We start from the raw sequence: 14,166 nt of genomic DNA, 5'->3' as shown, positions 1-14,166 counted from the left end.
CTTACTCCGCCGCTTTCATCAGAAAGCCGTTTTCAATCTGGTCCACGGGTTTCACAGGATATTCACCGCTGAAACAGGCGTCACAATAGGCCGGAGACGCTTTGTCACGACCGGTTTCAACACCACAGGCGCGGTACAATCCATCGAGCGTGACAAACTTCAACGAGGCCACTTCCAGATGGTGGCGCATTTCTTCCTCGCTCATGGTGGCGGCGAGCAGTTTTTCTCGCTGCGGCGTATCCACGCCGTAGAAACAGGGCCAAGCTGTGGGGGGGGACGCAATGCGGAAGTGGACCTCGGCAGCGCCTGCATCCAGAATCATTTCCTTGATCTTGCGCGACGTCGTGCCCCGCACAACAGAGTCGTCTACCAGAATGACCCGCTTGCCTTTGATCAGCGCGCGGTTCACGTTCAGTTTCAGGCGCACACCCATGTTGCGGATCTGCTCTGTCGGTTCAATAAAGGTCCGACCCATATACTGGTTGCGAATGATACCCATCGCGTAAGGGATGCCGCTTTCCTGTGAAAAGCCGATAGCGGCAGGTGTGCCGGAATCCGGTACAGGACAGACGAGATCTGCCTCAACTGGCGCTTCCTTGGCCAGTTCCACACCGATCCGGCGGCGGGTCTCATAGACGGATTGGCCGCCGAGGATGCTGTCAGGACGGGAGAAGTAGACATGTTCAAAGATACAGGGGCGTGGTTTGGCTTTTTCGAAGGGATAAGAGCTTTCAATGCCGTTGGCCGAAGCGATGATCATCTCGCCCGGTTCCACTTCGCGGATGAATTCCGCGCCGATAATGTCAAGGGCACAGGTCTCGGATGACAGAACCCAACCGTCTGCCAGTTTGCCGAGCACCAAAGGCCGCACACCCAGCGCATCGCGCACACCGATCAGTTTGGTGCGGGTCTGGGCGATGACGGAAAACGCGCCTTCAACACGGCGCAGCGCGTCTTTCAGGCGTTCAGGCAGGGTGGATTGATAGGACCGTGCGATCAGGTGGATGATACATTCGCTGTCTGACGAAGACTGAAAGATCGACCCGCGCGAGATCAGTTCCTTGCGCAAGGATTCAGCATTTGTCAGGTTGCCGTTATGGGCAATCGCGCAACCACCAAGCGAGAACTCTCCGAAGAAGGGCTGCACATCGCGGATGGCGGTCTGGCCTTTGGAACCGGATGTAGAATATCGCACATGGCCAATGGAATTTGAACCGGGCAGGGTTTCCATCAGCGACGCTTTGGTGAAGTTATCGCGCACATAGCCAAAGCGCCGCGCGCTGTTAAAGCCGTGTTCCGCGTCATAGGCAACAATGCCTCCGGCTTCCTGCCCACGATGTTGCAAGGCGTGCAGCCCGAGGGCGACAAAATTGGCAGCGTCTTGAACGCCGATTACGCCGAATACGCCACACTCCTCTTTCAGTTTGTCGTCGTCAAATGGATGGGAAAGAAACGGCTTGGTCTGGCTCAGCATGGGGAGATTCCGAGATTGGCAGCAGGTAGGCAGGGTATAACCCGCAAGGTGCCAGACGTCTATGGCAGAGTGTTCATCAAAACGTCATACCAAATGTCGCAGCGCACAGCGTGACGCGAACATAAAAACGCGCGCCAGTGGACCCACGGCGCGCGTTTTGAAATTGGCTTGCAGGACCGACGCCCTGCAAGGAATGCTTAGGTTTCAGAGCTGTTGTCAGTGGCCGGTGGCGTGGTGATGCCCGTGTCGGACGGACCGTCCGAAACGCCGCCGCAGGTGCCAACAAAGGACTCGTAACGGTCTTGCAGCCAAGTCGGCACTTCGGTTGGCAGCATCTCGGCCAGTCGGGCCTGACTGTCAGACAGAACCGCGCGGGATTTGCTGTTTTCAACGATCTCCAGACGATCACCGGCAGGGAAGATGTTGTCGTATAATATGAAGGCAATCAGCACCAACAACAGCCCCCGTGCCACGCCAAACAGGAACCCGATTCCCTGATCCACGCCGCCAATGGCCGATTGTTGGATCATGCCGGAAAACAGCGGCGTGAAGATGGAGACGACGATCAACGCAACCGCAAAGATAATCGCGAAGGCGACTATCAGGGACAACACGCAAGACCCGCCGATAATATCGGAAACAACCGGTATTTCCTTCACCAGAGGTTCCACCTGCGGTGTGAGGACATAGGCCACCACAGCGGCGATGATCCATCCAGCGATAGACAGGACTTCGCGTACAAAGCCGCGCGAGTAGGCCAGTATGGCCGAAATTAGAACAACGACAGCAACGCCGCCGTCTACCAGTGTGAAACCTTCCATGGTATCCTCTTCTTCAGGCCTCTATGTCGCCAAAACAATCAGCGATAAACGTAGCCACATCATTCACTTTTTTTAACGTCATGCCAGATGTGCTGGCAAGTTTCATACGGGATGGCGCAAACGCGCCACTAAACCCGAGTTTCATCGCCTCTTTCAGACGGGCTTCGGCCTGCGAAATAGGGCGCAAGCCACCAGACAGGCTGATTTCTCCGAAAACCACCAGATCGCCCGGAAGGCTGGTGTCTTGACGAGCAGAAATCAGTGCCGCCGCCACAGCAAGGTCGGCAGCGGGTTCGGAAATCCGCATCCCGCCTGCCACGTTGAGATATACGTCCATCCCCGCAAAGGACAAACCTGCGCGGGATTCCAGCACGGCGAGGATCATGGAGAGACGCCCGCTGTCCCAGCCCACCACCGTGCGACGTGCATTGGCGAGCGCGGATTGCGCGACGAGCGCCTGAATTTCCACCAGCAAAGGGCGCGTGCCCTCAATTCCGGCGAAAACCACCGATCCGGGGGCCGGTTTTTCACGATCCGACAGGAACAGTGCGGACGGGTTGGTGACTTCTTCCAGCCCCGCACCGGTCATCTGGAACACGCCGATCTCATCCGCGGGACCAAAGCGGTTCTTTACAGCGCGCAAGATGCGGAACTGGTGGCCGCGTTCGCCCTCAAAATAAAGGACCGTATCCACCATGTGTTCCACCACACGCGGACCAGCGATCTGGCCCTCTTTGGTGACGTGGCCCACAAGGATCACCGCCACACCGCGGCTTTTGGCAAATGTGGTCAGTTCATGGGCAACGGCGCGGACCTGTGACACAGACCCTGGCGCACTGTCGATGTGATCCGCCCACATGGTCTGGATCGAATCAATCACCACCAGATCGGGCTTCTCCGCCTCCAGTGTTGTCAGGATGTCCCGCAAGTTGGTTTCGGACGCAAGCTGCACCGGAGCCTTGGTCAGGCCGAGCCGCTGTGCCCGCATTCTGATCTGGCTGGCGGCTTCCTCGCCCGAAACATAAATCGCTTTCTTGCCGGTCATGGCGAACCGCGCCGTGGCCTGAAGCAGAAGGGTGGATTTCCCGATTCCCGGATCGCCCCCCACCAGAATAGCCGAGGCAGGGACCAAACCGCCGCCCAGCACACGGTCCAGTTCCTCTATGCCGCAATTCGCGCGGGGAAGTGGAGCGTCTTTGGTAGTGAGGTCGGACAATTCGATCCGGCGGCCCTTGGTGGCGCCGATGGTTTTGCCTTTGGGACCAGCGGCCAGCGGAGCTTGTTCCTGAATGGAATTCCATTCGCCACACGCATCACAGCGCCCCGCCCATTTTTTGTGGGAGGCACCGCAGGCAGAGCAGGAAAAAGCGAGAGTTTGTTTGGCCATGGGCGCAGATAGGCCAAAGGGGGTGCAAGGATCAAGCTCTTTGATCGGGGTCCTGCGATTTGTCGATAAGGGTGATGGCGTAAGAGCCGAGCACGCAGGCAGTAAAGAGGTATAATCCCCAGCCGGTTTCAAGACGCCCGACGCCAATTCCTTTGGCTGCAACGATGTAAATCGCGATGAGAAATACATCCGCCATCGCAAGGCGGCCAAGGGTGGTCAGGACCGGCTTAAGGCGGGGCGACATCAGGTTGAACTGTATCAGTGCTGTGCCGATCACCTTAGCAAGCGGCGCCACCAGTGCGAGTAAAGTGACAAGAAGCGCGAGGAAGACGTCCTTCTCCCACAACGCCTGAAGGCCGGAGATCACGCTGATTTCATCAAGCGCAAAGAACGGCAGCAATCCCGCCCGCAGCAGTGGTGCGAACCATGCGACGGGGAAGAGGATTAGAAGGCAGAGGTTGGCGGCTTTGAGCATCGGTGCCACTGGCGGCTGGGGACGGGTGAGTATTTAGGGAACATTGAAGCGGATTAGCGCACGGCTTCAATCGGGCCTTCGGCGCGGGCGTTTATGAACTGGTCAAGGTAGGGATCGCCGCTGCTGTCCATTTCGGATACTGGGCCGGTCCATTGGACAACCCCTTCGTGGAGCATGGCAACTTTATCGGCAATGGCGCGGACGGATGACATATCGTGGGTGATGGTCATGGCGGTTGCGCCCATTTCGACGACGATTTCGCGGATCAGTTCGTTGATCACCCCTGACATGATCGGGTCGAGTCCGGTGGTGGGTTCGTCAAAGAAGATGATGTCCGGTTCCGCAGCAATGGCGCGGGCGAGGCCGACACGTTTTTGCATGCCGCCTGAAAGTTCGGCAGGGAACTGGTCTGCAACTTCGGGTTTCAGTCCCACGCGGCGCAGCTTTTCGATGGCCACGTCGCGCGCGTCGGATTTGGACAGTTTGCCTTTGCCGCGCAGCAGACGGAAAGCCACATTTTGCCAGACCGAGAGACTGTCAAACAGGGCACCGCCCTGAAACAACATACCGAACTGGGCCAGAAACGCATCGCGGTCGCCTTCGGTTGTGTCAGCCCCGTTCACAAGGATCTGGCCGCTGTCCGGTTGCACAAGACCGAGCACGGATTTCAGCGCAACCGATTTTCCGGTGCCCGATCCGCCAATGATCACCATGCTTTCGCCCTGTTCGATGGTAAGGTTAACACCGCGCAGGACGTGGTTGTTTCCAAATGATTTTTTGACGTTGATAAGCTGTATCATGAGGTGAAGAATATCTCTGTCAGAAGGTAGTTGGCAGCAAGGATCAGCACGCTGGCGCTGACTACGGCGTTAGTTGTGGCACGGCCCACACCCTGCGCACCGCGGCCCGAGTTATAGCCGTGGTAGCACCCCATCAGCGCGACGATGAACCCGAAGGCGGCGGCTTTGACTAGGCCCGAGAAAATGTCTTCGAACTCCAGAAAGCTCCACGTGTTGTTGATGTATGTGGCGGCGTTAAAGTCCAGCCGTTGTGTGCCCACCAAAAAGCCGCCCATGATGCCAATCACATCCCCGATAAAGGCAAGGATCGGCATTGCGATGGTCGCGGCGAGCACGCGGGGCACCACCAGATATTTCATCGGGTTTGTGGACAGAGTTGTCAGCGCGTCGATCTGTTCAGTCACGCGCATGGTACCAAGTTCTGCAGCAATAGAGGAAGAGACCCGACCCGCAACCATCAAACCGCTAAGCACAGGGCCGAGTTCACGCACCATCGCGATGGCCACCACGGACGGGACCACAGCCTCGGCGCTGAAACGCGCACCGCCGGAATAGATTTGCAAGGCCAGCGCCCCGCCAGTGAACAGGGCCGTCAAACCCACAACAGGCAGAGAGAAGTAACCGATGTGCAGCAGTTGTCGGCCAAATTCCGCCAGATAAAAGGGCGGGCGCAGCAGGTGGCTGATGGTCAGAACGGCAAACATGGCAATGCGCCCGATTGCAGCGCAAAGGCCCAGCACGGAACGCCCGATACTGCCCAGAAATGCGTCTAGGAATGTAAGTGCCTGCATAATCTACCCTTTTTTACGCTTCTTACCGGTTTCAGGCTTAAAATCCTGCCGGATTTGCGAGTCAGCGATGCTGTTTCACCCCTTGTAGACGCGATTGTAACGCGCGCCAAGAGAGGTGAGGATTTCATAGCCAATGGTACCTGCGGCATCAGCGAGGTGATCGACGGTTTGCGTATCGTTCAGCAGGTCAAGGTGATCGGGAACGTGATCTAGGTCCGTTACATCCACGGTGATGAGGTCCATAGAAACGCGGCCGATCAACGGGCAAGGGGTGTCACCGGCGTAAAGGTTCAGGGTGCCGTTGCCGATGCCGCGGATCAGGCCGTCTGCATAGCCGGATGCAATCGTGGCGACCTTGCTGTCGCGCTGTGCAGTCCAGTTTGCGCCATAGCCGACGGTTTCGCCTTCCCGCACTGTTCTTGTCTGGATCACGGGGATCGACAGGCGCACCACCGCTTTGGCGTCTACGAAAGGGGCACCGCCGTAAAGACCTACGCCCGGACGGTTCAGATCGAAGTGATAATCAGCCCCCAGCAGCGTGCCACCGGTCGCGGAGAGCGATTTGCGTGCGGTCAAGCCTTCCGTCATGGCGCGAAAGCAATCCAGCTGCGCCTTGTTTTGGGGGTGCTCCGGTTCATCAGCACAGGCCAGATGGGACATAACGAGTTTGGGGCCGGCGCCAGTGATCTGATCTTTGAGGGCAGCGAATTCTTCGGGTTCCATACCAAGCCGGTTCATCCCAGAATCAAGTTGGATGCCAAAGGGTTTGGCACTTGGGAGGAACTGATAAACCTGTTCAGGAGAGTTCAGCAGCGGGATCAGGTCGTGGGAGTTAAGAAGCGCGGCATCTTCACCGCAACAGCCTGAAAAGACATAGATTTCTGGCTCCGCACCAACAGCCTTGCGGACGGCGACGCCTTCTTCGGCTACGGCAACAAAGAATGTTTTTGCCCCACCTTTCGCCAGTGCAGCTGCGACCCGTCCCGCGTCCAGTCCATAACCGTCCGCTTTCACCACGGCAGCGGTTTCAACGGCATCTGCCGACACAGCGTCGAGCGCGCGCCAGTTTTCGACTAGGGAGTTCAGATCAATCGTAAGTGTCGCTACAGCCATGGCGTGTTCCTTTTATCTTGATTTGTAGGGACACCAGAGCCTTGCAGAGGTCAAGAGGATTTAAACCTGTGCGGTTGCGACACAGACGAAAGGACCCCCCCAAGCCTGTGATTTAACCTTAATATTCTTCTTCGCGGTCTCTTTGCCAAGGTTTGGCGAGATCGCTAAAGCGGGTGAAACGGCCCTCAAATGCCAGATCGACAGACCCGATAGGACCGTGACGCTGCTTGCCGATGATCACTTCGGCCTTTCCCATCAGGTCTTCCATTTCGGCCTGCCAAGTCATCATTTTCTCGGCCTCATGCTCTGCCGGTTTTTCCCGTTCCTTATAATATTCGCCGCGGTACACGAACATGACACAGTCCGCATCCTGCTCGATCGAGCCGGATTCCCGAAGGTCTGAAAGTTGCGGGCGTTTATCGTCGCGGCTTTCCACCTGACGGGACAACTGGGACAGGGCGATCACGGGGATGTCCAGTTCCTTGGCGATGGCTTTCATGCCTTGGGTGATCTCGGATACCTCGTTCACGCGGCTGTCTTTGGCGGTGGCGGGGCGGACAAGCTGCAAATAGTCGATGATCAGCACATCGAGCCCGTGGGTTCGTTTCAAGCGGCGGGCACGGGCGGCAAGCTGGGAAATCGGCAGGGCGGCGGTGTCGTCGATGAACAGCGGACAGTTTTCGAGGCTTTTCGCGGCTTCAACAAAGCGGCGGAACTCTTCCTCTGTCATGTCACCGGCGCGGATCTTGTGGGATTCGACCTCGGATGCTTCGGACAGAATACGCGCCGCCAGCTGTTCGGCGGACATCTCAAGCGAATAGAACCCGACAACGCCCCCTTCAATCGCGCCTTCTTTGCCATCGGGTGTGATGCCCTTCTTATAGGCTTTGGCGATGTTATAGGCGATGTTGGTCGCCAGCGAGGTTTTCCCCATAGAGGGGCGTCCGGCAAGGATCAGAAGGTCGGATTTATGCAAGCCGCCTAGCTTGCCATCCATATCCCTCAGCCCGGTGGAAATACCCGCAAGCCCGCCGTCCCGCTGATAGGCAGTGTTGGCCACATTGACCGCTTCGGTCACGGCTTTCAGAAAGGACTGGAAGCCGCTGTCCACGCTACCCTGTTCGCCAAGCGCATAAAGCCGCTGTTCCGCAGCGACGATCTGCTCTTTTGGTTCGTCGTCAACGCTGATTTCTGTGGCTTTGGCGCTGATTTCTTCACCAATCGCGATCAGGTCGCGCCGGATCGCCATATCATAGATCATCTGCGCATAATCCCGCGCTGCAAACACCGACATAGAAGCCCCTGCAAGACGAACCAGATACGCCGGACCGCCCAGTTCGGCGAGGCCGGGATCATCCTCTAGGAAAGCTTTGATCGTCACCGGAGAGGCGAGCGCGTTCTTCTGGATGCGGCGCGCGATTACTTCGAAGATACGACCGTGGACCGGATCAAAGAAGTGGGATTCGTTCACCAGCGATGCCACACGGTCATAGACTTCGTTGTTGACCAGCAAAGCCCCGAGAAGCGCCTGTTCTGCCTCAATGGAATGGGGCAGCGGGCTGGATTTCTCGCCTGTGTCAGGGGTTGGGCCGGGTTCCGGTATTGCTGCGATTCCGCTCATCTCGTCCTCTTGTTCTGATTGTCTGCAATGTGGGATATTGGCCGACAAATGGCAATCTGGAAAACACGGCGGGTTGCTTGTGGATAAGGCGAAAAAAGCGGTTGGATCGGCTGGCTTATGCAGGGAAATTCACAGCGAAAAATAATTCTGCGTGAAATGGGCTCCCACAAAATATAGTGGAAAACTTTTGTATCTATACAATTCGTGCTAGGCTTTTTCTATGAGGACTCGAATCGGGTGTGGATTGTCTGCGTGCAAATCCTCGTCTCGGTGATGCGGAAGCTGATCCGATTTTTGTGCGTCGGCCACCCAACATTGCTAATTTCGGTTAGACTCGGACTGTGGTTCTTTTAACTGCCTCATGACTGTCCTTCCCTCCGAGGTCGGCGGTCATTCATCAGGTGCACTTACCCGGCTGCTACGGCAGCCGGGTTTTTTATTGGGTAACTGTCTTTAGGACGCAGACCAGTACAGCGGAAAGCCCGGATCGAACAGGGTTACGGGGCCTTCACCGGTTTCTATCGTCTTGGGATAGGCGACCGGAGAGTCCTGTTTTGTCAGGGTCATAGTCCCTTCGTTCACCGGTAGCTTGTAATAGGCCGGACCGTTCAGCGACGCAAACGCCTCCAGATTGTCGAGCCGGTTTTCTTCTTCAAATACATGGGCGAGACAGGCCATCGTGTTGGTCGCAGAAAATACGCCAGCACAGCCGCAATCACACAGCTTGTTCGGGTCGGTATGGGGCGCGGAATCCGTGCCAAGGAAGAAGCGTTCGTCCCCCGAAGTCGCCGCACTGCGCAGGGCAAGACGATGTTCTTCGCGTTTCGCAACAGGCAGACAGTAGTAATGGGGCTTGATGCCACCCACCAACAAGTGATTCCGGTTGATGATCAGATGGTGCGTGGTGATCGTACCGGCGAGGTTTTCCTCTGCCTCGCTGATGTAATCAATCCCGTCGCTGGTGGTCACATGTTCCATTACCACTCGCAATTCGGGCAAGCGGCGGCGCAGGGGATCAAGTTTCGTGTCGATGAACACGGCCTCGCGGTCAAAAATATCCACATCCGCATCGGTGACTTCACCGTGGACGCACATCGGCAGGCCGATTTCGGCCATTTTTTCGAGAACCGGCATCGCCTTGTTGATGTCTTTCACACCGGAGGCGGAGTTGGTCGTTGCGCCAGCCGGATAGAGTTTCACCGCGTGGATCAGCCCGTCTGCATAGGCCGCAGCAACATCTGCCGGATCAGTGGTTTCGGTCAGGTAAAGCGTCATCAGCGGCTGGAAATCGCTGCCTGCGGGCAGAGCGGCGAGGATGCGGTCCTTATAGGCGGCGGCGTCCTTGGCTGTCACCACGGGTGGCACGAGGTTCGGCATCACAATCGCACGGGCGAAATCGCGGGACGTTTCGGGCAGCACGCCGCGCAACATATCCCCGTCGCGCAAATGCAGGTGCCAGTCGTCGGGGCGGCGGATGGTTAGGCTGGTCATGGGAGGTTGCTCCTGTGTTGTTGCTTGCTGATACAAAACTGAACGGGCGGTGGGCAAGGAGTTTTGGGGCCAATTGGTGATGTCGGCGGTTCGCTGAGTATTTCTGGAACATTGAATTGCACCGGAGTGACGTAATGTCGGGATGATTTGGCTTGTTTCCGCGCACAGAGCTTGCTAGCGATTGGCTATTCTCAGGGCGGGGTGCAATTCCCCACCGGCGGTTACAGCCCGCGAGCCTGTCACAGGGCAGATACCGGTGAAATTCCGGAGCCGACGGTATAGTCCGGATGGAAGAGAATGGAGCTGTGTTCCCGTTGGGGGCATGGGTCTGAACGCTCTGGGTCTTGTCTTGTTGAAGGAAAGGATCAGAGCAATGACAAAACCCGCTAAAATCGCTTTTATCAAAGCCCGCTGGCATGCGGATATCGTGGATCGCGCCTATGAAGGCTTTCTGGCAGAAATGCCCGATGCGGAGGTGAAGCCCTTCGATGTGCCCGGCGCGTTTGAAATGCCGTTTCTGGCCAAAAAACTGGCCGAGACTGGCGAATTTGATGCTGTTGTCGCCGCCGCGCTGGTTGTGGATGGCGGTATCTACCGCCACGATTTCGTTGCCGCTGCTGTTGTGGACGGGTTGATGCGCGCGCAGATGGACACGGGTGTGCCTGTGTTTTCCGTCAGTCTGACGCCGCATCATTATCAGGAAACTGCCGAGCACGAGACCTTTTACAAGGCCCATTTCGTCAAAAAAGGTGCCGAGGCCGCAGGTGCGGTCAAATCGGTTCTGGCGATGTAATCTTTGCCAACGGGCGGCGCGTTTATTTGCGCGCTGCCTCCATTGCGGGGACCAGTTTTTCGCGGATGATGCGCTGTGTCACCGGACCGGCGGTGCGCATCAGGATCGTACCGTCTGCATCCAGCAAAAAGGTCTCTGGCACCCCGTAAACACCCCATTCCAGCGCTGCACGTCCGTCAACCGATGACGCGCCCACATAGGGATTGCCCAGCTCTTCGAGGAAGGCCAGCGCGTTTTTTGGGTTGTCTTTGTAATTAAGCCCGATCACCGGCATCCCGTTATCGGCAAGTTCGGTCAGGTTCGGGTGTTCCACGCGGCAGGGGCCACACCAGCTCGCCCAGAAATTAACCAGTTTAAAGTCTCCGCTGCGCAGCAGTTCTTCGGTGGCAGGTGGCAGATCGCCGAGCGGTTCAGCTTGCAGGGGCGGGGCCTGCTTGCCGATCATGGTAGAGGGCAGCGCATTGGGATCGGACCGGTTAAGCCCCAACAGGAAAGTTGCAGCAATCGTGAGAAACAGCACGGGCGGCAGCACCACCCACGGAGAAATGCGGCTCATTTTCGGGTCTTTCGTTCGGCGTCTTCCAGTATCTTGCGGGCTTTTGCCGACTGGCGCAGGCTTATCACCACCAACCCGCCGAGCAGCAGGAGGGCGATCACATAGGCCGACAGCACGTCGCTGGCATATTTTCCGAGATCTGGGATCATCTTGTGGCCTCTCGTGCCAGAACAGCGCGGCTGCGGCGTAGTCTGATGTGCATGCGCGTGCGCAGCAAAACAAGTGTGATAAACAGGGTAATAAAGCCAACGATGCAGATCAGAAGCGGATAGTAATAGCTGCCGTCAATCGGGCTTTCCTTGGTTGCGGTCAGTGTTGCGCCCTGATGCAGCCCCTGATTCCACAGGTTCACCGCATAGCGCGACAGCAGCGCGAAAACCGAGCCGACCATGCACAGGATAGAGGTCAGGTCTGCGGCAGTATCGTCATCTTCAACCGCTTGCCACAGGGCGAGATAGCCGAGGTAAAAGACGAAGAGGATCATAAAAGACGTCAGACGCGGGTCCCACGCCCAGTACGTGCCCCACATTGGCTTGCCCCAGATTGCGCCGGTGAACAGGGCAATCAGCGTCATCGTAATGCCAATCGGAGCAGCTGCGCGTGCGGCCAGTGCAGAGACATGGTGCCGGCGCACCAGCCAGACCAGTGAAGCCACCAGCATCATCAGCCAGATGTTGATCGCCATGAGCGCGGCAGGCACATGCAGGAAGATAATCTTGACGGTGGACCCTTGTTTGTAATCGTCCGCTGTGAAGAAGAAGCCCCAGACTAGACCGGTCAGCAGCAGCGAGGCGGAGAGCAGAGTGGCGAACGGCAATACACGGCCCGAGAGAGCCATGAATTTAACCGGATTTGCATATTCCCAGATCGACATAGCCGCGTGTGTAACGGGTTTTTGGGAACACGCCAATGGACATCGGGTCACAGGTTCGTAACCGGTCCGATGCCCTTGGCCGTGGAGGCTTGGATCAGTAGCGGCCGATCTCTACGCGGGTCGAACCGAGCGACTTATTCTTGCCGGTCATCGCGAAGACATCAGCAAAGTACATGTGGCCTTTTCCGCCGGAACACGGGGGGAGATAGCCTTTGGAAGCGTATTTCCCACTGCTGCGGGCTTTGGAGGCGATGAAAATACCGTTTGGCAGTTTTTTCACATTGGCCGGAATTGCAGGAAGCTGCGCTTTGGAGCCTTTGACCGGAAATCCGATCGCCCCGTGACCACCTTTGGTTGATAGGGGTTTGTAGTCACGGTCGTTGTATTGTACCAGCACCCACTGTGTTCCAGCGGGCAAGCCGCTGATCACCATAGGCGGAGTGGCGCCATTTCCCCCGAACAGTTTGCACTGTTGGCCAGCAGGTACTTTCTTACCGTTCCAGCCACCGGCGAGCTTCACTTTGAAGTCGGCAGAGAACGCGGGCGCAGCGGCCAAAGACAGGGCAGCGGTCATAAGAATGGTGCGGAAAGGTGGCATGATAAATTCCTTTTATTCGGTCTAAATAACACATTCTTTATAACAGGATTGTGGCTGCTGGCTCAACGCATATTCGCGCGTAGAGCCATTGCAGCCGCTGCTGGGATCAGGGCCAGTGTCAGAAGGGTCAGGCCACAGAGCAGGGCCAGTGACGGAGTTGGATTTTGGCCGGTGACCGCCCGTGTAACGACGTGCGCCCCGAGAATCAGGGTGGGGATATAAAGTGGCAGCACCAACAGTGACAACAACAGGCCGCCCCGTTTTATGCCGACCGTAATCGCTGCACCAAAGGTGCCGATGAAGGACAGGGACACCGTGCCTACGCCAAGGCTCGCGATCAACCAGACGTAGCCAATCGACGGCAGGCCGAGCAGATAGCCAAGCGGGGCGCTGGCGAGCGTCAGGGGCAGTCCCGTGGTAATCCAGTGGGCGGCGGCTTTGGCGCTGACCAGCCCTGTGAGCGGGATCGGAGAGGTGGCAAGCGCTTCCAGCGTGCCGTCCTCTGCATCCAGCTGGAACACGCGGTCAAGGGACAGCAAGCAGGCCAGCAGCGCCCCGATCCACAAGATCCCCGGCGCAATCCGCGCCAGCACCGCACGGTCTGGGCCGATGCCAAAGGGAACAAACATCACGAGGATCAGAAAAAACGCCAGCGCCAGACCAAAGCCGCCGCCAGAGCGGACGGCCAGCAGGATGTCCCGTTTGAACAGCGCCAGCATCAGTAAGCCCCTTGTAAGAACGGATCGGCTTCTTCGTCCGCTGTTCTGTCCTGCCTTGCAGCGAAATCGGCCACATTCAGGGTGCGCGCTTGGGGCAGGGCTATATCCAGATGGGTTGAGATGATCGCGATGCCGCCTCCGTTGCAATGGGCTTGCAGGGTGTCGGTGAAACGGGCGACGTGATCAGCATCAAGCGCAGTTGTCGGTTCGTCGAGTAACCAGATTTTGCGACCCGATACATGCAACCGCGCAAGGCCAAGCCGCCGCTTCTGTCCGGCGGACAGGGTGGCGGCGGGGCGGTCTGCCAGTTCGTCCAGATCAAAGCTATTGAGGGTGTCTTGCGGCGCGTTTTGATAGATGCCTTGCCAGAATGTCAGATTTTCAGCCACGGTCAGCTGCGGTTTCACCGCATCAAGGTGGCCGGTATAAACCAGATCCTCGGGTGCGGTGGACAGCGCGCCACGGGGCGCGGGGCTAAGCCCTGCCAATGTGCGCAAAAGCGTGGTTTTGCCCGCACCGTTTGGGCCGCGCAGGATCAGACAATCGCCCGCGTCTAGCGCGAAGGATACCCCGCTTAGCACGCGTCTTTGCCCGCGCAGGCAGTCTAGATCGGTGACTGTCATCATGGGCGAAGCCTTACGGCAATTGACAAC

General features: G+C 57.5%; 16 protein-coding genes and 1 riboswitch. Of the genes, 1 reads left to right on the top strand and 15 read right to left on the bottom strand.

The window, feature by feature from the left end; translation table 11 throughout:
- Position 1 precedes the first annotated feature (1 nt).
- The 9 genes from purF to pyrC all read right to left on the bottom strand — a co-directional run bounded on the left by purF (position 2) and on the right by pyrC (position 9,973).
- On the bottom strand, positions 2-1,474 hold the full coding sequence (gene purF / locus IEX10_RS11515; RefSeq protein WP_188675178.1) for an amidophosphoribosyltransferase: 1,473 nt from the start codon (positions 1,472-1,474) through the stop codon (positions 2-4).
- A gap of 197 nt (positions 1,475-1,671) precedes the next feature.
- Entirely contained in the window at positions 1,672-2,295 is a 624-nt protein-coding gene (locus IEX10_RS11510; protein WP_188675175.1) for a CvpA family protein, read from the bottom strand.
- A gap of 13 nt (positions 2,296-2,308) precedes the next feature.
- On the bottom strand, positions 2,309-3,682 hold the full coding sequence (gene radA, locus IEX10_RS11505; protein WP_188675172.1) for a DNA repair protein RadA: 1,374 nt from the start codon (positions 3,680-3,682) through the stop codon (positions 2,309-2,311).
- A gap of 31 nt (positions 3,683-3,713) precedes the next feature.
- A complete protein-coding gene (locus tag IEX10_RS11500) occupies positions 3,714-4,157 on the bottom strand; it encodes a paraquat-inducible protein A (protein ID WP_188675169.1) in 444 nt (147 codons plus the stop codon).
- A 53-nt stretch (positions 4,158-4,210) separates the two neighbouring features.
- Positions 4,211-4,957 (bottom strand): ABC transporter ATP-binding protein, encoded by a 747-nt coding sequence (locus tag IEX10_RS11495; protein ID WP_069299802.1) that lies wholly within the window; start codon positions 4,955-4,957, stop codon positions 4,211-4,213.
- A complete protein-coding gene (locus tag IEX10_RS11490; RefSeq protein ID WP_188675166.1) occupies positions 4,954-5,748 on the bottom strand; it encodes an MlaE family ABC transporter permease in 795 nt (264 codons plus the stop codon). Before IEX10_RS11490 ends, IEX10_RS11495 begins: the two co-directional genes overlap by 4 nt.
- Positions 5,749-5,823: 75 nt before the next feature.
- Positions 5,824-6,861, bottom strand: coding sequence for an alanine racemase (gene alr, locus IEX10_RS11485; RefSeq protein WP_188675163.1), 1,038 nt, complete (start codon positions 6,859-6,861; stop codon positions 5,824-5,826).
- A 118-nt stretch (positions 6,862-6,979) separates the two neighbouring features.
- On the bottom strand, positions 6,980-8,482 hold the full coding sequence (locus tag IEX10_RS11480) for a replicative DNA helicase (RefSeq protein WP_188675159.1): 1,503 nt from the start codon (positions 8,480-8,482) through the stop codon (positions 6,980-6,982).
- Positions 8,483-8,935: 453 nt separating this feature from the next.
- A complete protein-coding gene (gene pyrC, locus IEX10_RS11475) occupies positions 8,936-9,973 on the bottom strand; it encodes a dihydroorotase (RefSeq protein WP_188675156.1) in 1,038 nt (345 codons plus the stop codon).
- 183 nt (positions 9,974-10,156) lie between these two features.
- A riboswitch (FMN riboswitch) is annotated at positions 10,157-10,276 on the top strand.
- A 70-nt stretch (positions 10,277-10,346) separates the two neighbouring features.
- Here pyrC and IEX10_RS11470 point away from each other — a divergent pair.
- Positions 10,347-10,766 (top strand): 6,7-dimethyl-8-ribityllumazine synthase, encoded by a 420-nt coding sequence (locus IEX10_RS11470; protein WP_188675153.1) that lies wholly within the window; start codon positions 10,347-10,349, stop codon positions 10,764-10,766.
- 22 nt (positions 10,767-10,788) lie between these two features.
- On the opposite strand, the gene IEX10_RS11465 is transcribed toward IEX10_RS11470, so the two are convergent.
- From IEX10_RS11465 to ccmA, 6 genes are all read right to left on the bottom strand, one after another.
- Positions 10,789-11,322, bottom strand: a complete 534-nt coding sequence (locus IEX10_RS11465) for a DsbE family thiol:disulfide interchange protein (protein ID WP_188675150.1) — start codon at positions 11,320-11,322, stop codon at positions 10,789-10,791.
- Positions 11,319-11,471 (bottom strand): heme exporter protein CcmD, encoded by a 153-nt coding sequence (gene ccmD / locus IEX10_RS11460; protein ID WP_188675145.1) that lies wholly within the window; start codon positions 11,469-11,471, stop codon positions 11,319-11,321. The genes IEX10_RS11465 and ccmD overlap by 4 nt, the downstream gene beginning before the upstream one ends.
- Positions 11,468-12,196, bottom strand: coding sequence for a heme ABC transporter permease (locus IEX10_RS11455; protein WP_188675142.1), 729 nt, complete (start codon positions 12,194-12,196; stop codon positions 11,468-11,470). The genes ccmD and IEX10_RS11455 overlap by 4 nt, the downstream gene beginning before the upstream one ends.
- Positions 12,197-12,290: 94 nt before the next feature.
- Positions 12,291-12,794: a YbhB/YbcL family Raf kinase inhibitor-like protein gene (locus IEX10_RS11450; RefSeq protein WP_188675140.1), complete on the bottom strand. Its 504-nt coding sequence runs from the start codon at positions 12,792-12,794 to the stop codon at positions 12,291-12,293.
- Between the two features lie 62 nt (positions 12,795-12,856).
- Positions 12,857-13,513, bottom strand: a complete 657-nt coding sequence (gene ccmB, locus IEX10_RS11445) for a heme exporter protein CcmB (protein ID WP_188675137.1) — start codon at positions 13,511-13,513, stop codon at positions 12,857-12,859.
- Positions 13,513-14,139, bottom strand: a complete 627-nt coding sequence (gene ccmA / locus IEX10_RS11440; RefSeq protein WP_188675134.1) for a heme ABC exporter ATP-binding protein CcmA — start codon at positions 14,137-14,139, stop codon at positions 13,513-13,515. Before ccmA ends, ccmB begins: the two co-directional genes overlap by 1 nt.
- Positions 14,140-14,166: the final 27 nt, after the last annotated feature.

It is taken from the genome of Neptunicoccus cionae (genome assembly GCF_014643735.1).
Lineage (GTDB): Bacteria > Pseudomonadota > Alphaproteobacteria > Rhodobacterales > Rhodobacteraceae > Amylibacter > Amylibacter cionae.
This window is presented reverse-complemented; position numbering and strand designations above follow the sequence as displayed.